This is a genomic window from Prevotella sp. (genome assembly GCF_036570325.1).
Classification (GTDB): domain Bacteria; phylum Bacteroidota; class Bacteroidia; order Bacteroidales; family Bacteroidaceae; genus Prevotella.
This window is the reverse complement of the sequence record NZ_DATCYK010000010.1, coordinates 17,475-37,179: the sequence shown is the minus strand read 5'-3', so window position 1 is coordinate 37,179 and position 19,705 is coordinate 17,475. Positions and strand designations below refer to the sequence as shown.

15 protein-coding genes are annotated in these 19,705 nt (G+C 39.2%); 1 reads left to right on the top strand and 14 read right to left on the bottom strand.

What is annotated here, in order from left to right; all coding sequences use genetic code 11:
* Positions 1 to 1,842, top strand: a 1,842-nt coding sequence (mobC, locus tag VIR50_RS00875; RefSeq protein ID WP_331933261.1) for a conjugal transfer protein MobC, incomplete at its 5' end; no start/stop codon positions are given.
* Between the two features lie 5 nt (positions 1,843 to 1,847).
* On the opposite strand, the gene VIR50_RS00870 is transcribed toward mobC, so the two are convergent.
* From VIR50_RS00870 to VIR50_RS12375, 14 genes are all read right to left on the bottom strand, one after another.
* On the bottom strand, positions 1,848 to 4,799 hold the full coding sequence (locus tag VIR50_RS00870; RefSeq protein ID WP_331933260.1) for an efflux RND transporter permease subunit: 2,952 nt from the start codon (positions 4,797 to 4,799) through the stop codon (positions 1,848 to 1,850).
* Positions 4,800 to 4,840: 41 nt separating this feature from the next.
* The gene (locus tag VIR50_RS00865; RefSeq protein ID WP_331933259.1) at positions 4,841 to 7,876 is read right to left on the bottom strand and encodes an efflux RND transporter permease subunit; all 3,036 of its coding nucleotides are present in this window, start codon (positions 7,874 to 7,876) and stop codon (positions 4,841 to 4,843) included.
* A 59-nt stretch (positions 7,877 to 7,935) separates the two neighbouring features.
* Entirely contained in the window at positions 7,936 to 9,024 is a 1,089-nt protein-coding gene (locus VIR50_RS00860) for an efflux RND transporter periplasmic adaptor subunit (RefSeq protein WP_331933258.1), read from the bottom strand.
* Positions 9,025 to 9,026: 2 nt separating this feature from the next.
* Positions 9,027 to 10,493 carry a TolC family protein gene (locus tag VIR50_RS00855; protein ID WP_331933257.1) on the bottom strand — a complete coding sequence of 489 codons (1,467 nt, stop codon included), beginning with the start codon at positions 10,491 to 10,493 and terminating at the stop codon, positions 9,027 to 9,029.
* Entirely contained in the window at positions 10,490 to 11,800 is a 1,311-nt protein-coding gene (locus tag VIR50_RS00850; protein ID WP_331933256.1) for an O-antigen ligase family protein, read from the bottom strand. Before VIR50_RS00850 ends, VIR50_RS00855 begins: the two co-directional genes overlap by 4 nt.
* 214 nt (positions 11,801 to 12,014) lie before the next feature.
* The gene (locus tag VIR50_RS00845) at positions 12,015 to 12,176 is read right to left on the bottom strand and encodes a hypothetical protein (RefSeq protein ID WP_331933255.1); all 162 of its coding nucleotides are present in this window, start codon (positions 12,174 to 12,176) and stop codon (positions 12,015 to 12,017) included.
* Positions 12,177 to 12,321: 145 nt separating this feature from the next.
* Positions 12,322 to 14,286, bottom strand: coding sequence for a discoidin domain-containing protein (locus tag VIR50_RS00840; protein ID WP_331933254.1), 1,965 nt, complete (start codon positions 14,284 to 14,286; stop codon positions 12,322 to 12,324).
* A 1-nt stretch (position 14,287) separates the two neighbouring features.
* Positions 14,288 to 15,097, bottom strand: a complete 810-nt coding sequence (gene lepB / locus VIR50_RS00835; protein WP_331933262.1) for a signal peptidase I — start codon at positions 15,095 to 15,097, stop codon at positions 14,288 to 14,290.
* Between the two features lie 249 nt (positions 15,098 to 15,346).
* Positions 15,347 to 16,318: a hypothetical protein gene (locus VIR50_RS00830; protein ID WP_331933253.1), complete on the bottom strand. Its 972-nt coding sequence runs from the start codon at positions 16,316 to 16,318 to the stop codon at positions 15,347 to 15,349.
* A 50-nt stretch (positions 16,319 to 16,368) separates the two neighbouring features.
* Entirely contained in the window at positions 16,369 to 16,647 is a 279-nt protein-coding gene (locus VIR50_RS00825; RefSeq protein ID WP_331933252.1) for a hypothetical protein, read from the bottom strand.
* A gap of 181 nt (positions 16,648 to 16,828) precedes the next feature.
* Positions 16,829 to 17,320 carry a hypothetical protein gene (locus VIR50_RS00820; protein ID WP_331933251.1) on the bottom strand — a complete coding sequence of 164 codons (492 nt, stop codon included), beginning with the start codon at positions 17,318 to 17,320 and terminating at the stop codon, positions 16,829 to 16,831.
* Positions 17,321 to 17,390: 70 nt separating this feature from the next.
* Complete coding sequence (locus VIR50_RS00815) at positions 17,391 to 18,425, bottom strand: 6-bladed beta-propeller (RefSeq protein WP_331933250.1); 1,035 nt, start codon at positions 18,423 to 18,425, stop codon at positions 17,391 to 17,393.
* Between the two features lie 239 nt (positions 18,426 to 18,664).
* Entirely contained in the window at positions 18,665 to 18,946 is a 282-nt protein-coding gene (locus VIR50_RS00810) for a hypothetical protein (protein WP_331933249.1), read from the bottom strand.
* A gap of 22 nt (positions 18,947 to 18,968) precedes the next feature.
* Positions 18,969 to 19,469, bottom strand: coding sequence for a MauE/DoxX family redox-associated membrane protein (locus tag VIR50_RS12375; RefSeq protein WP_414703512.1), 501 nt, complete (start codon positions 19,467 to 19,469; stop codon positions 18,969 to 18,971).
* Between the last annotated feature and the right edge of the window lie 236 nt (positions 19,470 to 19,705).

Sequence of the window (19,705 nt, the reverse complement as noted above, 5' to 3'; positions counted from 1 at the left end):
CGTACCACAGGGTTGTTCTCATCCATTCTTTGGACAAAACTCTTTTGTGTGGTTTTTCTTGCCTTATCCTGTCTTGGGACAAAAGGCGTGAAGGAGGAGAAGATCACGTGGCCAAAGATTTGGACGATGCTTTTCTCCGGCTTTGTCTTTTTCTTTCTCAACTGGTGGCTGCTGGCATTGCCCATCGGCAAGGTCGGAGCTGCTACACTTTATATCTTCACACTGTCCGTTGGCTATATCTGCCTGCTGATGGGTGGTGTATGGATGAGCCGTTTACTGAAAAACAACCTGATGGACGATGTATTCAATACGGAGAATGAGAGTTTTATGCAGGAAACCCGATTGATGGAAAATGAATACTCGGTAAATCTTCCTACACGCTTCTACTATAAGAAGAAGTGGAACAAGGGTTGGATTAACGTGGTCAATCCCTTCCGTGCCTCGATGGTGCTCGGCACGCCGGGTTCGGGTAAGTCTTACGCCATTGTGAACAACTATATCAAGCAGCAGATTGAGAAAGGCTTTGCCATGTATATCTACGACTACAAGTTTCCCGACCTTTCCGAGATTGCCTACAATCACCTGCTCCATCACTTGGATGCCTACAAGGTAAAGCCGCAGTTCTATGTTATCAACTTTGACGATCCACGCAGAAGCCACCGTTGCAATCCCATCAATCCCGCCTTTATGACGGATATATCAGATGCCTACGAGAGTGCCTACACCATTATGCTCAACCTTAATCGTTCTTGGATTCAGAAGCAGGGTGATTTCTTTGTGGAGTCGCCGATTATCTTGCTTGCTGCCATCTTTTGGTTTTTGAAGATATATGAGAATGGCAAGTATTGTACCTTCCCACACGCCATAGAGTTCCTTAATCGTCCTTATGCACAGATATTTCCGATACTCACTTCCTACGATGAGCTTGCCAACTACCTTTCGCCCTTTATGGATGCGTGGGAGGGTGGAGCACAAGACCAGTTGCAGGGACAGATTGCATCAGCGAAGATACCACTTTCACGCATGATTTCTCCAGCCCTTTATTGGGTGATGACGGGCGATGATTTCTCGCTCGACATCAATAATCCCAATGAGCCGAAGGTATTGGTTGTGGGTAACAACCCCGACCGACAGAATATCTATTCGGCGGCATTGGGACTTTACAACAGTCGTATCGTGAAGCTCATCAATAAGAAGAAGCAACTTAAATCATCAGTGATTATCGACGAATTGCCGACGATTTATTTCCGCGGCTTGGATAATCTCATAGCCACAGCACGAAGCAATAAAGTGGCGGTGTGCTTGGGCTTTCAGGACTTTTCGCAGCTTACCCGTGATTATGGTGACAAGGAGAGTAAAGTAATACAGAACACAGTAGGTAATATGTTTAGTGGTCAAGTGGTGGGCGAAACTGCCAAAACACTCTCTGAGCGTTTCGGCAAGGTGCTTCAACAGCGACAGTCTATGACTATCAACCGTAATGACAAATCTACCTCTATCTCCACGCAAATGGATAGCCTTATCCCAGCATCAAAAATCAGCAATCTCACGCAGGGAATGTTCGTTGGTGCAGTGTCCGCCAACTTCGACGAACGTATTGACCAAAAGATTTTTCATGCGGAGATTGTGGTGGACTCGGCTAAGGTATCGGCCGAGATGAAAACCTATCAATCAATCCCTGTAATAGCAAACTTCATAAACGAAAATGGCTCCGATAATCTTGAAGAGACTATCGAAACCAATTATCGTAAGGTGAAAAAAGATATTCTTTCACTAGTAGGTTCTGAAATTGAGCGCATCAAGAATGATCCGACTATATGCAATCTTGTTAAAGAAAGATAATTTCGCTAAATAGGCTTACTTTGGCCTCTTGGCTTGTACAATTTTAAAAATAGTGGCATTGTAAATACTACAGAAATCATGGAAAATAACAATCCACTAATTGAACCTACTGCAAAAGAGAACCAAAACCTTTCTGTCGGCCCCTCTAATAAAAATGGTATAAATCCAAGGATAGTTGAGAAAACCGTTAGAGAAATAGGTATTATCTTATGATTATATGCTTTGATATATCTGCATTCATTTTTATATTCGTTAATCATGTAGATACCGTTGTTGACGGTAAGACCGCACAGAAATACCATTGCCGCAAAACCACCCGTTCCGAATTCTATACTACTGAAATGGAAAGTAAGGAACATGCCAGTTAGAGATACTGGAATGAGCATAATTATTATCAGAGCTTTATAAAGACTCTCGAAAAGTATGGTGCATATGAAGAAGATAATTATCACCACAAGTCCGATAAGCCAATACTGTGCACCATTGTCTTCGTAACTGCCATCTGTCTTGTTGATGCATCGGAAGCCTATAGGAAACTTGGCATTGAACCCTTCAGTAATGCCTTTGATGTATTTGCAGGTGTAAGTGTATGATCCCAGCACATTGAAAGCCACGCGCAGAACATATTCCTGATTTTCACGGGGAATGCAGTTTTTTGCCTCCCTTTTGTTTATAGACATTAGATCGGCAAGACGGATATCTCTTCCGCCAGCCTTTATGAACGAGTTTTCTAACTGCCATAAGTCGAATTTCCCGTATTCCTCCGGTCGCAGCACATAATCCATTTTTTGCCCGTTTTCTTTTTTTCGTCCCATTTCGTGTTCCACAAGCATCGTGGAAAGTGAACGGTATATATCAATGATGCTAATGCTGTCGTTGGTGAGTATATCTTTGTTGTACTCCATATAATACTCGTCTTCCTGACGTTCGTGTCCAGGCGTTTCAATGGTGATATCCTGTACCCTATTGTTTTGCCGAAGATGCTTGCACATGTCTTCTGCAAAGCGATAGAGGCGGTCGTATTCATATCCGGCAATCTCTATGTTACTGCTCCTGTATTGCAGGTCTAACGAATTGCTAAAGCCACGTTGGCTTACCCCCCATGTACTCCAATCGGCACCACCGATGGTTATTAGTTTGCCTATGACCTTGTTTTCAAGCATGTAAGGAAAAGACGTGTTCAAGTGTTCGGGGTTGAATTCGACCGTAATCTCCGATCCCCAACCCTCTATATCCGTCTCGTAGCGTTTTATTTCTTTATATTGCGAAAGAAAAGCTTCTATTGTCTGTACTTTGTCGTTGAGCTGCTTCGCCGTACCACCTAACGGCATCTGTCCTCTTATGTGCAGTTTCATTTCCTCCGGTTCGGGCTGATAGGTATTAGAGTCGAGAGTGTCTATGAACAGGTACAACGACCAGCCGAAGGCACAGGCCGTAACTGCCAATAACACAGGGCGCACAAGACGATTCTGGGTGAATCTGAGATAGCGACCGTAGATTTTGTTCCATGCCATGACAAACCTGATGTAGCGCGGTCTCCCGCTTTGCCTGCTGCAATAATTCATCCTATCTACCAATGCCGGTGCGAAAAGGGCTGAGACGAGAAGAGCTACAACGAGATTGATTATAATGATCCAGGAAAAGTCGTAGAGGTCAGTCTTGATGTAATCGGGCAGCCAGAATATGATCAACAGAGCTCCGACGGTGGTAAGCGTTGCCCCCACGACTCCAAAATAAGCCTTGAAGTTACGATGGTAGCTATATTGATCTACCATAACAATGGTCGAGTCGATAATCAGGCCGAGCGACACGGTGATGCCAGCCATAGAGAAAGGCTGCAGGCATATATCGAAAAGCCGATAGCAGATGACTGCTATGAGAATATTAGCCAGCAGTGTGGCGACAATGATAAAAAGATACCGAAAGTCACGCTTGCAGACAACGACGAAAAGCAGGAGTATGAGCAGCGACATGACACTTCGAAAAACAAAAGTCTTGAAATCAGAGAACTGCTCGTTAGCCTTGTCGTATGTCAGCTCGTAGCTCAGTTTTGAGCCGACAGTCTGGCTCCTTTCTATTTCCTTCTTTACTTCTGCTGCCACGCTGTTTATGTTTACCCCACCTTCTGCCATCACGTTCATGTAGACGGTGTTCAGCCCGTTGATACGGAAATACTTATCGGGATCACGGTCTTTATATTCACACTTGGCGAGGTTATTGAGATAGATTATCTTGCCGTTAATGTTTTTCACCGGTATCGACTCTAGAAGTTTTTTCTCTCCTTCAACGGAAAGGAACAATGATATTCGCTCATCCGCACCCCGTTTGTCTGTTTTGATAATCTCTCCGATGATGTCCTGCCTGCCCAGATAGTTGCGAATGGCATCCTCGACATCGTAAGACGACAAACCGTATAGTGCCATCTGCCCAGCGTTATACGAAATCTCCATGTATTTCTCTGTTCCTCCAGACACTTCAACCCTGCCGACTCCTTTGATCTTTTCAACATCATGCCTGATGGTCCGCTCAGCAAGTTTTTTTATCTCAATGTCAGGCATAGCCGCCTTTATTCTATACGACAAAATACGTGCATCTCTATCCCTTCCCCGTTCTGTTACTATTTCACCTCCTGACAGTTCGGGGTAGGTTACCTCCTTAGGCAGTTTTTCTCTTACTTGTCGTAACAATGATGCTATCTCGAATTTTACACCCGAAACAGAAGCGTTTTTCTTCAGTTGTACGGTAACGTTCCCCGAACCGAAATTTGATACCGATGAAACAGACTCTACACCCCTTACTGAACTTACCAATCCTTCAATGCGTGAAGTTACGTTCTGTTCTACCACTTTTGCCGATGTCCCCTGCCAATAATATGAAATGTTAAGAGTCTTCCCTTGTTGTGGGCGTGGCTTGTTGCTTATGTCAAGACCTGGTACGAGAGCCATACCTATAATCATAAGTATGCACACGGTAAGGAGTATGGAAAACGAATGCCTCATTAACAGATACTAGAGCGTTTTTTTGTTTTACCACGTGTTTCTTTCCATCTGTATATAATGAAATATATGAGTGGAACAAAGAACAGACTTACCATTGTGCCTGCAATCATTCCCACAACAATGGTTACTGATAGAGGGAACTGCAATGCCGCCCCCATATTGTCTTTGGTAAGAAACGGCAACAAGGCGAGAATGGTGGTGAGTGATGTCATGATGATGGGCTTCAAACGACGGTGCCCGGCTATGATTATAGACTGTAGCAGTGATATATTGCCGTTGCTCCGATATATGTGATTTATTGTGTCAACTTTCAAAATGGAGTCGTTTATAATAATGCCACTCATGACTACAAGGCCTATCATGGACATTATGTTGACGGATTCGCCCATAGCCCATAGTATAATCAGCACTATGCACACGTCGATAACGATTTCTATAAGGATTATTATGGGCTGGAGAAGGCTCTCGAATTGCGACGCAAGAATGAAATACAGCAGCAGTATGGCAACGGTAAGTATAAGTGCAAGCTCCTTTATCATCTGTCTTGACTCGTAATAGTTGCCATGAAACGATGGTTTTATGCTTTTTAAGGTTCCTTGATGAAGGTGTCCAGCGTATTCTACAATTTTTTTTATGGTTTTATCCGATGCCTTTTCTATTATTACAGGATAATATTCCCCTTCATTACCGGCACTCAGACGTTTGAAGCTCTCGTCCATCGTGGCTTCCACTATGAACTCCAACGGAATGTCGACCCCTTCATCGTTGCGAATGGTTTTCTGCATGATGTCGTTGGCATTGGTCTTATTCTGGCTTATTATCACCGGTATGCTTTGTTCACCATTGGTTATTTCATACACTTTACCGTTTCCGGCAAGTTCTCTCAGACGTGTGTATAGATGACGGTAAGATATGTGATATAATGCCATTTGCTCAGGATTGGCAATGTATCGGTATATTTCCTCCGTAGCAACGGGCTGTATGTCGACCTCAGGAAACATGCGTCTGATGCTGTCTGAGAATATGCGTGATTCTGCCACCGACGGTCTTCCACCTTCTGTTTTTTGAAGCCTTATCTCAAGGTCGGGCTTGTCGGTCTGGAATATGAGGTCGTAAATGTTTCCAGAAATATTGAATTCTATTTTTGCCTTGGGATAGTTTTTCTGCACATAAGAGGTAAAAGTACGTTCTACAGAGTCAAGCTCGTTTTTGTCATTAGCCTTGATATAGACAACAGCTTCGTTGTTGGTTATGTCCTTGGTGTGCGAGAGTATAAATTCCTGCGTACCTGACATAGCGGTAATCGAAATATTTTGCTTTGCCATACTTAATAATTCCTGTGTTCTCCGGTCATTTTCTTCGGTCGATATGCCCGCATTCCAGTCTATAGTCATAATGGCGTCATTATGTTCGATGTAAGGCATGCGCTCTTTTTCCATGTGGGGGAATATTAGAAGTATAGCAGCTATGCAAGCAACGAAACCGCCTATAGACAATTTCCCATGCCGCAAAGTCCAGCGCATGGCCGGTTCGTAAATATGTATGAGTGCTCTTTCGGGTTTCCTTTCACTGTGCTTCTCATGAAGCTTGTTTCTGAACAACGTGAAATAATATACCGGCACCACCACAGTCGCTACCAAAAGTGAAGCAAAAAGCGCTATGGTTACGCCCATAGCCTGGTCGTAGAACAATGCACCGGCGGTTCCACTGAGAAATATAAGGGGGATGAATACGGAACATGTGGTAAGAACGGAACTGAGCATGGGCATGAATACCTCTCTTGTTCCTGTAATGACATCGTGCCGTTGCCTTATGTTGTCGATAACGATGATGGAATTGTCTATTATCATTCCAATACCAAGAATAAGTCCGGACAGCGATATTATGTTTAGCGAAATGCCTAAGATGTAGAAGCAAAGTAAGGTTATGATAAGTGACAGGGGTATGGATATTATAATAAGCAATGGAACGCGCCACCCTCCATTGAATATGAATAAAATCAGACATGCTAATACCGCACCTATGATCAGATTCCACTCTAAGTTGGTTATGGAGTAACTTAGCAGTTCTGTCTGGTCTCTTGTAATGTTGAACTTTACGTCAGGATAGTCAGTCTGAAAACTATCAATAAGGGTGTTGATTCCCTCTTGTAAGTCAGCCATCTGTGCATCGTTCTGCTTTATTACGGCAATAGTGACGGCATTGTTGCCATTGTTTCGCACTATGCCATTCCTCACACCGCTTTTTTCAGTTATGCTGCATATGTCTTTCAGTTGCAACAATCTCCCTTCGTGACGTATGTAAATATTCTCTATGTCGTTTTTGGTAATGATTTGTGAGTCGAAGTGTATGCTGTATCTGTATATTCCACTCACTATGCTCAGTGCTTCCAATACGATGTTGTTATCGTTTATAGCTGCTTCTATGTCGTGAGACGTAATGCCAAGGGATTGCATCTTACTCATGTCAGGAACTATATCTATCTGTGTCCCCACTGTTCCGCTATAGTCCACCATTGCCGTTTGTGGCAGTTGTTCAATGCGTTTAACGATGACGTTGCGTACGAGTCTTGACAATTGTGCCATATCGTCATTGTCAGCTCCCCGTTTTGTTATGTCAATATAGAATGCCGGTATGTCCATTGCACTGGCTTTTATCACTTTTGGCCGCAGCATGTCTTTGGGCATGGTGTTCATGGCCCGGTCTATCTTCTCATTGACGTCTATAAACAGTAAGTCCATATCCGAACCCGGTTCAAAGGTGAGCGTGATGGTTCCGGCATCCATTCTCGACTGCGTTTCAATCTCTTTTAATCCTGCCACTTGTGCCAGCTGGTAGCGCATGGGGGTGACCATCTTTTGTTCTATCTCAGTGGCTGATGCTCCCGGATTTGCCATCTGGACAGTGATGCGTGGAATATCTACTTCGGGCATCAATGATATGGGTATATATGCAAATGACAGTATTCCGACGGCAACTGTCGCTATCAGAATCATGCTTACTGATATTGGTCGGTGAATGAGTTGGTTGAGCATGTATATACAAGTGCGGTTAAAATAAGTCTATAATGTATAGGCCGGTGGCAGCATGCCTGTTATTCCTTGCCAATTCTTACTTCCGTATCGTCGGCAAGGTTCAGATTTCCTTTCGTTATAACAACTTCACCGGCTTTAATCTCCGTTTCCTTTTTTGCACAGCCGGTGATGGCATAGCTTGTGAGGTTGCTGTAAGCTATGTCAACATAGGTCCACACAGCCCGTTTGCTCTTTTTGTCATACATGAAGACTACATGGTAGCCATCGCGTTCCACTACAGCTTCTTTAGGGACGACTAACATATTAGGCACGGCATTTTCAACAGTCACTTTCACGTTCATGCCGTCTATGAGCTTTGTCGGGGTGTTTCTCACCCTTGCAGTTATGCTTACCATCCCCTTATCGTCAACAGTAGGATTTATCTCGGTAACAGCTCCGACATATGTTTCTTGTTCACTGGCGTACGGGGTAACCTTCACTGTCTGTCCGCGTCTGACAAATGCAAGCTCAGCTTCAAGGATCTTGAATTCCACTTCGAAGAAAGAATCGTCTATGAGAGTGGCAAACTTCATCCCTGGCTGATGGGCGCGCGCCTCAAGGTTGGCTATCCTTCCTGCGAAAGGTGCACGTAGTTCGCATTCACTAAGACTCTTTTTGGCTGTTCGTAGTTGAAACTTGGCGGTGTAATAACCAGACACGATCTCGGCACGATGGCGTATCTCTGCCGGCACCTTGTCAATCTCTCCACTGTATCCTAAGCTTATGATTTTGTCTTGTAATTCTACCCGTGCACGCTCAAGGTCGTGTTGTGCCTTTTCCAAGTCTGCCAGTCTGTCACGCGTGTCAGACACACATAGTAATGCGCCCCGTGCCACACGCTGTCCATTTACCACTGCCACTCTTTGTAGTATCTCACCCTGTTTGCTACATTGAAGCTCGGCTTTCCTTATAGCAACGAGTTTACCGTTGCATAGCAGTTGTTTCTGAAAAGTCCGAAGACTGAGAGTCATGGTGTCAACTTCCACAATTGCCTGTTGCTGTTCTGGCAGAGCCGGCTCCTGCTCCTGCCCTGAATCTCTTTTATGCCTACACGATGAAATGGCCAAGGCTAAAAGAGAGATGCATATCGCTGTTGTAACTTTATTCATGATTATTTCTGGTTCATTATTATTTTGTCAAAATCGACATGTATGTCAGTACGGTTAACCCAGTCGTATAGTGTGGATTTCTGCAGTGTATAGTAGTCAGTCCAAAAAGATTGGAGAATGGCTATATATTGCTTGTTTGCCGACTCGAGTTCCTGCTGCGCAGTGTTAAGGTCTGTAACGGACGTGGCTCCAGTTTCAAATCTCTTCCTTGTAATCTCGTATCTCTGTTCCGAAATTTCCTGTGCCCTGAGAGCATTCTTACATTGTGAAGGTTGCGTGTTGAACTGTATTACCCTCTTTCGTAACTCTTGGATATAGTCGAGGTGTACTTGTTCGTTCTTCGTTTTTGCAAGTTCCAGCTGTGCCTGTGCCATTCTAACCTTTCCCTTGCCCACTCCCCAATCGAAGATGGGCAGGGAAAGGGTAAGTCCAATGATTTCATTGTCGTTGAGGTGGTGGTAGGCTTTCGAGAAAGTATTTGCCGATTGTGTGAATCCTACTTCTCCATGCAGCGTCAGTTGCAGACCGCGCCCAGCTTTTGCCTGTGCAAGTGCCCTCTCCGCCTCAATCGTCTGTTGTTTTTGTTCAAGAGAATGGGAGGAATTGGCTATTGCTTTCTGTAGGACATTCTCAACGTTCAATAATATATCGGGCACATTGCTTGGGGGGATCAGTGACACATGTTCATAATTGGTAACGCGTAAATAAGAGAAAAACTGATACAGCTTGTCATTAAGTGCCAGTTTGTTGCTGTTGGCAGCCACCTGTGCATTGATCAGTGACAGCTCTAACTGCAGCACCTCACTTTTGGTCGTCGTACCTATCTGCAGGCGCTTGTTGGCCATGTCAAGGAGCTGCTCGCGGTCTTTTATTGTTGCAATGCTTTGCTTATAATCTGATTGTGCGGCAAGTACGTTGAAGAAAAGCTCGGAGACTTGTATTGTAATCTGCTGCATGGCAGAAATATAATTTTTCTGGGCTATTTGATATTCTATCGGTGCTGTCTTCTTATCCCATTTTAGGGAGTTGAAGGCTCTGAACGGTTGTGTATAGCTGATCCTGAGTGGCTGTGAATTGAAAGTCGTCTTATCATATGTGAACTGATTGAGACTATAAAGGTATGACTGCAGCGATACGGTTCCCCCCGTAGCGGCAATTTTCTGATTTACGGAAAGTGTGAGTTGATTTGACAATGAATTGTTGCTGACATACGCCACTTGGCCGTCATTATAGTTTCTTACCGCTACCAAAGAATGGTCAAAATTTCCAACGCTCCCATTAAGGTTAATGGAAGGCCGTAAATCTGCTTGAAAAGAACGGAATATCCAATACTTTGACATAAACTCGAGTTTTGCCAGCTGGGCATCATAAGAATTTTGCTGAGCTATGGATATGGCATCACGTAATGTCAATTGTTGAGCCCTAACGGTGAGAGCCATAAACAGCATAATAAAAAGATTTTTCCTCATAAAACTATCTTTGCTTTTTGTTTCATTTCCTCTGTCGCAGGAGAAGTGATTTTCGGTTTCATTTCTATTATTCTCTTTGCCATCTTTTTCATCTTCCTTTTCTGTCCCACTGATTCATACAAAACCATAAGTTGGTACAGAGGATAGAGACGGTTCGGCATTACAGCATGTGCCTTAAAATAAGCTTGCTCTGCAAAATGGGGGAATCCCATATCTTTGTAGTTGTTTCCCTGTAGCAAATAAAACATGGGGTCATTGCTGATCAGTATCCCATTTGAGAGTATCGCATTACTGTCATTATATCTTCCTGCACCTCTGAGAACCTTTGCAAATTGGAATAGAAATTGAGGATTATCATTTTCTTTTTGCAATACTTTGTAATAGTCATAGATAAATGACTCATTTTGCATACCGATGAATAGTTTCGACTCCTTATCAGCATTTTGACACAACTGAACTTCTTTTGCAGTGAACGCAGAGATACTCATAAATATTAATCCATATAGCATAATTATAACATTTTTTCTCAAGCCATGCGCTTTTACAATCTGAACATGATTAGGAGAGGCTGCTGCAATCGTAATAATTATTATGCGATATGGATATAATTCAAAAGGATAGGAAAAGAGAGAAAATGCAAGCAATGCCAATATTGCACAGAATAGAGGCCTACTATAATGAAATATATTATATAAAACTGATAGCATCGTAACTATACAAAGTGCAAGACCCACAATTCCTTGCTCGATAAGAATTTTCAAAAAATCACAAAAAGCATATTCTGAAACATTTCCAGAAAAGAACAAAGGATTAGAGGGATCTGCTATGTAAAGTTCTGAAACACCTTGAGCACAGGCATGACGAAAGCCACCAATTCCTACTCCGAGCCAAGGAGTATGCTCCCATGTCTTCAAACTTGCAATCCAAGTGAGAATACGTCCATTTGCGGAACCTTGTTTTATAAAATATAAACCTACAATAATGCCTGCGCATGTCAGCCATATGACATATCTCCACCGCCAATAGTATTTTCTATAGTGCCATAGACTGAATATCACAAAAGTCAATATGGCAGCCCTACTCCATGTAAGAAGGAGTATAATGCCAAGTAAGGCTAGAATGAAGTTATAGCCCCCAATCAAATATCCATAATATTTTGTTGGCACTTCCTTTATCAATAAAAAGATATCATTTTTCGACAGTATCCCTATTATCAAAGTGATAAGTAAATATGCAGAATAGGGACCTGGATTAAGAAATGATCCTGTAAGTACATAAGCAGGATGTCTGCTTTCCCCCATTGTCATCTGGAAAAAGCCATTCAGTGCCTCATAACACCCGAATAAGACAAATATTATTGAAAGATGGATATCCTGGACCTTGATCGGAGAGAATATCGGTCTAAGGGTAAAATACAGGACAAACATTCCCGTATCCTTAATAAACTGCGTAGCACAAGGGTATTCCTTTCCTATCCAGACCCTGAAAAAATAATAAAGGGCACCGGCCAGCATGAGCATGTCACAGATGGATAACTTGAAGCATGCAGTGTTGCGAGTTGAGAGGAACAGGCATGTCATACCAGACAAGCAGAATACAGGCAAGGCCCATGCCGTAATAGATTCCGCATGACTCCATCGTACCTCTACGGGCATGACCGTCGTAATCATCAAGAATATGCATATAGATATACCGATGATTTGCTTCCTGTATGTACGAAACCGGTCGTAAAATGAAACATACGTCATAAGGGTTTGCTTTTTATATTTCAGTCACGTCAATCAATACACACCTTTTATTCACACGGCGGATTGTTGCGGGTATAAGCCTACCACCAAATCTGCTTTCCATTTTCATATGTAAAAACTCTTTCTTCCTGTCCCCTTGTAAGATTTCTGAGTAAGTACACTCCTCCTGAGGGAACTTTCTTAAATACAAGTACGGGAGATGTTGCTTTTTTTGCACCAAGGCTATTCCATTTACTATTGTCCCAGTAAAATAACTCGTATTTATCATTAGGTGCAATGGCATTTCCATCTCCTCTTGCAAAATAATAAAAATGACTAATTCTGACAGGCTTTCCAAAATCCATTCCTACCCATGAACCGTCACCGTTTGGCGCATCAAAGAAAGTAAGGATATCGCCATCAAACACAGCATCACGAGTGTAATCTTTTCTATTACCCCATGCCCCTTCTGTGCCAATGACTTTTCCTTTTATCTCTTTTCCTGATATGTCAAAAAAGTATATTTCTGCGACATTAGCATGAGTTTCTGGCTTGGTTGAGAAAAAACGCCAATAACGATATGCTGGTATACTATCTGAAACACCCACATTATAACCAATTCCATGACACTTACCTATTTTATGTACTGTTTTATATTTTTTAAAATCAATATCATTTGAGGCTTGGAATTCACAACTATCTAACCGATGTAGAAAACTGCATGAATATTCTAAAGCGGGATACTTCCTCCGTAATATCATATCTATTTTTTTCTTCGGATTAATATTTATCTCTTTCACCTTACCATTTAACGAGACAATAAATGGAGAAGCTATAGCATTAATCTTCCCGCTATCATTATAACAATAAGGCATATACAAGGAGTTCCTGCCTATATTCTTATATAAAACTTTTTTTCTACTTACTTTTCCAAAACAGATAGGAGTCCAATCTCTATCACCAAAGATTGCTAAAAAAGCATATTTTTTTTCTTTTATTAGTTCTGATGATTTTATACAAACATTAGTAGAGCTTATATAGTCAGCTGTGACATCTTTTATAAATATTGTTTTAAATAATGAAGGAACATTTTTCTCTGAATTATTTAAGTCTACTAGTTCTTCATTGATTGCGTAAGTATGCCTATATGCTTTTGCCAGTTTTTCAGAAAGACGATAACTGTCTCCTGGAAGTGCACCTCCCGCATCAAAAGGATAATGGTATCCGTTTTCAGAAATCAAGACATTCCAAGAATGCCCTAATCGGCGACAGGCCCAATGAGGAGTAAAATCTGCAACGACAGGTATTCCATTGCTTCGTAGTAATGCTAATGAATTATAAGAAAAGTATTCACATGTACCAAATGGAACTTTAGTTCTAATTTCCCATTTCATAGTGGGGTACTGTATATCTTCGTCAATCTGTGGTTGGATGTAGATACTATAGTTGCGAATTAGTGTTCTGCAAGCTTCGAGGGTGGAGTTCCTATAGGCATCACAACGATTTAAGTCGCTCATTTTTTCAGAATGAAAATTTGTTAGTCTAAAACGCCAATCATCAAGAAGTTGTAATTCATGGACTTTATATGGAAGTATATATTCACAAAAATCATCAAAAGAAAGGTGTGTGGCCCATGCTCCTTTCTGCCAACTGTCAAAAGCTTTGTCAATGTTTTTTATTAGATATGTTGACGATATAGATTTAATGTCTTGGCATTTCTTTAAATTTGCCAAATTAAATCGTTTAGCGCATGAATTGATAGAATCCCGTATACTATTGAAACTGGAATCTTTCATTGTTTCTAGAATAGAGTCCACAGAATGGGAGTATCTTATAATTACGGCAGTGTCTACATAAGAGTAATGGCCTGGCATATTTCGTATTAAGAACTTAGCTGCTTCCTTTTTCATGGAATTCTCCTCATAATGACTTAGAACTTTTTCCATCTCTGTACGATTTAAATCTGCCATTGTGAGAGCTTCTTCTAATCGATTATCTGCGTCGAATGATGTACATCCGACAACCAACATCATCACTAAAACTGTATATATATATATTAGTTTCATCTTATCCCTTATTTTTATGATAAACATATCCAACTATCCCCACTATATATTCTTCCGGCACAAGTCCCCAATACCGAGAGTCATTAGAGTCGGAGACATTGTCACCTGCCATGAAATAGTAATCATGCTTAAACCTATGCCAAAATAGTTGCTTGCCATCAGCATAAACCGTGTTTTTTTCCCAGTCCCAAGTCATTTTTTTCTTTGTTTCCCATTCAAGCTGAATTTTGTAATAAGCCGCCTCATAAGGAGTAATTCTTATAATATCCCCCTTACGAGGTATGTATATTGGACTCATATTCTTTGTTGTAGAAAGGAAATGCTCTTTGTCAAAGGGGTATGTATTTAGTATTTCATAGGAGAGCAACGAGTCTGGTATCTCCGAGAATTTATGTTGTTCTTCCTCTATACCTAGAATCCCCTCATAATTGTTATTCTTATAAAAACCGTTTTCTACATATATGCTATCACCAGGAATGGCAACCACACGCTTACAAAAAACATTGTTTATTACAAAATTTATCTTGCCTACATGATGAGGAAAGTTAAACACAACTATGTCATTGTGTTTTACCTTTCTTAATCCTTTCAGTCGCCATGATTCCAATTCCACACCATCAATGTTGAAATTAAATTTAGTATATATCCGTGCCCCAGCAATAAGTTTGTTGACAAAAACCTTATCTCCAGGATGTAAAGTTGGCATCATGGAAGACGTTGGTATTGAGTAGTAGTCTGTGATAAAGCAACGTACTACCAACCACCATATATATAGTAATAGTAAATATTTTACTACAGAAACGCTCCTCATTATAGACAAAAAACACTTCATTTACTTTTGTTCATGGATTATGAATTTACTCCAAATAGTCAAGGAATTATCTATCTGATTTTTTTTTGTACATTCTATACATGTTAACATTGTTTTATGAATATAATCCATATATTAGCACTCTATTTTGATTTTTATTTTCAAATTATAAGCACATTGGAAACTTCTTCTTTTTTAAAACGCCTTTTTGAGGAGGGACTCATACATAGAATGATATGGAGTCTTTTATTACAATTTATATTTGAATTCAAAACCGACACCTTTCGTATCATCTTCTTGTATGCCTATAAATCTCTTATTATCTTCATCAACTGTAAAGCATGTTAATCGTGGTACATCATAAAGCGCAACAGCTGTACCACTCCAGCTAATCACTAAAATATTCATTCTCTGTTTATATTCTGGATTGTCATATAAAATATAAATATAATCCTTGGTAGAACAGATATCTACTAAATAAGAATATGGAGAAATTGCATTCTCACGAGTATATTTTGGCATATCTTTCTTCAATTGTAGCGTTATTGAATTCTCTCCATCGTCATCCAAAATATGTATGACAGGAAACGAGAAATAAGCTACAGCTAGTTTCCTTTGGACATTACTATAAGTAGTTAATGTTTGAGATAACTCAAATTTGTTTGCAGAAAACACTGAAGGATCAATTGATGGTATTCGTATCGGTTGTGCAATGTCGTTCCTTGCGTCATAAGTAAATAGTTCTGCCAACTCAACAAGTTTGGATCCGATATATTTTTTGTCTTCTGTGCGATAGACAGCATTAATTCCATGCAATTGTTTATTGGAAAAGTCTTTAATTCTAATTGGTGTGTCCGATAAGGAATTTATGTTGATGGCGTAAAGTTTATTTTCCCCTCTTTCTAATACATATGCATATGTTTCTCCTTTGATATTAGTACTTTGGCCTGTAATTAAAGGGGCAATCCATTCATTACTTCCATGCCCTTTTTTCAAAATCTTTTTAATAATGCGAAAATTACTGTCACAAATACACACAAAATGATCTTCCCCCTTTAAAGTAAGAAGATATTTACTATCTAACTTAATGATGCTGTAAGCATTGTACAAAGAGTCCAATGCCTTTATCTGACGCCCCTTTAATTTCTGATTTATAGGAAAATCGGAAATTATTTTTATATCGTTTGAGCACGCACAAAATACAAAGATAATAATGGGCATAACCCATGCATGCAGTTTGCACGCATGGGAAAATTGGGAACTGATTTTCATTAATAGAAACATTTTGAATAACTACCTTTTCCTTTCTCGTCATAAACCTTGATTAGACAATTTCCACAGTCATAGTAAGTGTGCCCTTTTGCTACTTTTGATTCTGAGTAACAAATATTATAGTTTCCATAACCCTCTCCATCTGTTAGGGCTTCAACGTTCTCATCAAGCATAAGATCTGCAACTGCGGTTTTTCCCTCTAAGGTCTTGTAACTTGCGTATGTAACAATCCCCGCTGCAACGAGACATAATGCAGAAAAAATAAATTTTCCTTTCATGTTTTAATATATTTTTATTTTATCCTACTCACTTCGCTTTTCGGATTACTCGCCTTTTATACAGTAAGGTCTGTTTGCACATGAATATTTTTTCGTCTAATATTTCTATTTCCCCTCCCCTTCTTCTAATATGTTTATATCCAGATAGAAAAAGATGCGAAAAGTGTATAAGAATCTATATTTATACAATATCTTTCGCTATTATTTTTTGATTGCTGTCAAGGATTTTTGTTAACATGTTCTTAATATCTATATTTACTATAGGATTGCCAATAAGCTCTACATTTCCTTGTCTATTTATAAGGAAAGTATGTAAAAGTTTGTTTGTAGGTATTTGAGGATTTCTACGTTCAAATACTCCTGTTGTGTCTATATAGACGAATTCATTGAATAATGTATCTTTTTTAATAAGCTCTAAGACATGTTTTCTATTGTTTTGTTTTGGTACAACTACAAACATGTATTTTAATGAACCATTTTTGAAAGCATCCATTAGATTCAATTGAGACCAATCTGCCAAATGCGTGATAGCACAATCACTACAAGAAGCAGAGTCCACATACATGACATAAATGTATCTTGCATTTTTGTAATATGCCTCCTGTCCTTTTGTCGATACATTTATCATAGAGTCTATAGGCAATTCTATATGTGAACCATAAAAAGCCTTCATTTCTTTGCCGATTTTGTTTCTCGAATTACATGAGGCAACTATGGTTAGTATTACTAAACAGAATACAAAATTAAAGAGCTTTCTCATTCAAACAGAATTTAACAATAATAGGGGTATTTTTACTCCCATCTATTCCATATTTTTTTAATATCTCGTTTGCAAAAGATTTTGGAGATACAAATTCTGGATAGATTATTGCATAAAAGTTATCTTCTTTTGCACCTATTACAAACATACCTAATTTTCCATCATCTTGTCCAAATGCATAGGAGCCTTTTTTCTTATTGAAAAAACCAATATAGTACTCTTGCTTAGGACCTACTACTTTAAGATATAACCAATTTGAGGTTTCATGGGCTTCTACAATACACTTGAAATAATCGGTTGAATTATCTACAACCTCAAAATCCTTATAAGTTTTTGGCAAAACATCAGCAGGAAGAGCATTTTTTCCGAAATCTATTTTGTATAACGTTTCTAGTCTACCGTCTTTATAATTGTCTATATAAAAATCTCCATAATCAGATAAAACTCTACATTCTTCATTATACTTATAAAAAGGATTCAAGACAAAATGAAATCTCTTACCTTTTCTCAATCCCTTCACCTCTTTTTGAGAATCATACACAATGGTGTTATCATTTCTGTTGTCAGTGAAACAAATAAATTCTGAATTACCTACAAATTCTGCTTTTTCATATTCATTAGAATTTTGTGAAAAAAATTTTTTCCTTTCTTTAAATTTCCCATCGTATAAATTGTAACACACAAGTCCACGATCATCTAATACCATCATAACAGAATCTTTCTTATTTATACAAATGTCTTTGATGGATGTATACTCTGAGGCCGCATGGCCCATTTTTCCTATTGTACATAAGTATTTACCATCTGAAGAAAATGAATATATACGTTTTGCTTTATAATCTTGATATATGATTGTGCTATCTAATACTATACATTTTGCAGCATAAGACATAAGGCAATTTGTATTCTCTTGTAACTGAATTACATCTTTGATATTCAGCAAGGTGGACCAATTCTTATAGCCATAATTATCTACATGGAATTCTTTGCTATTTGCAGGAGTTTGCTTACAAGCCATAATGGTACAAACTATTAACAGCATACAACATGCAGAGAAAATTATCCTCTTTTTTTTCGACATACGATATTTTTTTACTCAATAAATTGTACATAAATCCTAACGAGTAACAGGAATTCTTACAATAAGGTAAGATTATTAATGATAATGAAACCTTACAAAGATAATTTTCCCTTTATCCAAGAATTCCTGCACTCACAAGAAGTTTAAAGGTGTTTAATTTCTACACCGTTACAAACCTAACAACAATCAGAGGGGAAACATTCTTTGTTCCCACCTAATTTGCAGCTAACCCATTTTTTATAATCGCATGGAGCGGAACAAGCACCTGACGTTTGTTCATAATAACCGCGGGGGGCACCAATACCACCACCACCATTTTCTCCCATTGTTAATGCCTCAATATTTTCTCCAAGCAAGTTAACAACTGTTTTGTTTTGACTGAGAGTCTTGTAGCCTGTGAAAGAGGCTAGCCCTACTGTTACAAGAGTAAACATAGAAAACATAATTTTCTTTTTCATGTGATTTTTTTTTGATATATTCCTACTCACTTCGCTTTTCAGATAACTCGCCTTTTATACAGATAGGTCTGTTTTTTCGTATATTTGATGTAAACGTTCTAAAGGAAATTAGCCATAGTACAATAGTTTTTATAAATGAACCTTTAGCCGAGAAATGGATCAGTTCGCCGAAACATCCACAAGATTCTATACTGCCTAACAAAGTAGGAAAAAGGTAATTAATTCCTGTCAAATACAAGAAACATAATAACAATATAAATACAATAAACGTAGAATATAACGAATACCTTTCGAAAAACAATAAAAATCCTAGCAAGATTTCTACACAACATACAACAATTGCTATTTGGCCACTAAAAGGCACAAATAAGGAAGATACGTATAATTCAGAATACAGAGAAACTTCAATACTAAAACTATGAAGATAAAAGCACTTGGATATTCCAGATATTAACAATACAATAGCTAAAAAGTACTTGCCAAAGTTACTAAATACTATCTTAACGGTATAGATATTATCCATGTTACTAATTTAAGCTAATAGAATTAAAGGTTTTGAGTTCTTTACTAAGCGAGCTAACTATGATAGATATAAGTTTTTTTTTAACTTTATCTTCGGTTTTTGCAAACTTAATAAAAAGTCTCCATACTATATAACAAATAATTTTAATATTAACCAATATTATTGATTATTGACAAAAGGATGGCGGAAATTAAATATTTTTCATTTCTTTTCCTGATATTTCCTCACTCAAAAAA

Excerpts from the sequence above, each read along its gene's own strand:
- VIR50_RS00870 (WP_331933260.1), bottom strand. The coding sequence starts at position 4,799 with ATGATTATAGGTATGGCTCTCGTACCAGGTCTTGACATAAGCAACAAG.
- VIR50_RS00865 (WP_331933259.1), bottom strand. The coding sequence starts at position 7,876 with ATGCTCAACCAACTCATTCACCGACCAATATCAGTAAGCATGATTCTG.
- VIR50_RS00860 (WP_331933258.1), bottom strand. The coding sequence starts at position 9,024 with ATGAATAAAGTTACAACAGCGATATGCATCTCTCTTTTAGCCTTGGCC.
- VIR50_RS00855 (WP_331933257.1), bottom strand. The coding sequence starts at position 10,493 with ATGAGGAAAAATCTTTTTATTATGCTGTTTATGGCTCTCACCGTTAGG.
- VIR50_RS00850 (WP_331933256.1), bottom strand. The coding sequence starts at position 11,800 with ATGACAATGGGGGAAAGCAGACATCCTGCTTATGTACTTACAGGATCA.
- VIR50_RS00845 (WP_331933255.1), bottom strand. The coding sequence starts at position 12,176 with ATGCATATTCTTGATGATTACGACGGTCATGCCCGTAGAGGTACGATG.
- VIR50_RS00840 (WP_331933254.1), bottom strand. The coding sequence starts at position 14,286 with ATGAAACTAATATATATATATACAGTTTTAGTGATGATGTTGGTTGTC.
- lepB (WP_331933262.1), bottom strand. The coding sequence starts at position 15,097 with ATGAGGAGCGTTTCTGTAGTAAAATATTTACTATTACTATATATATGG.
- VIR50_RS00830 (WP_331933253.1), bottom strand. The coding sequence starts at position 16,318 with ATGCCCATTATTATCTTTGTATTTTGTGCGTGCTCAAACGATATAAAA.
- VIR50_RS00825 (WP_331933252.1), bottom strand. The coding sequence starts at position 16,647 with ATGAAAGGAAAATTTATTTTTTCTGCATTATGTCTCGTTGCAGCGGGG.
- VIR50_RS00820 (WP_331933251.1), bottom strand. The coding sequence starts at position 17,320 with ATGAAGGCTTTTTATGGTTCACATATAGAATTGCCTATAGACTCTATG.
- VIR50_RS00815 (WP_331933250.1), bottom strand. The coding sequence starts at position 18,425 with ATGGCTTGTAAGCAAACTCCTGCAAATAGCAAAGAATTCCATGTAGAT.
- VIR50_RS00810 (WP_331933249.1), bottom strand. The coding sequence starts at position 18,946 with ATGAAAAAGAAAATTATGTTTTCTATGTTTACTCTTGTAACAGTAGGG.
- VIR50_RS12375 (WP_414703512.1), bottom strand. The coding sequence starts at position 19,469 with ATGGATAATATCTATACCGTTAAGATAGTATTTAGTAACTTTGGCAAG.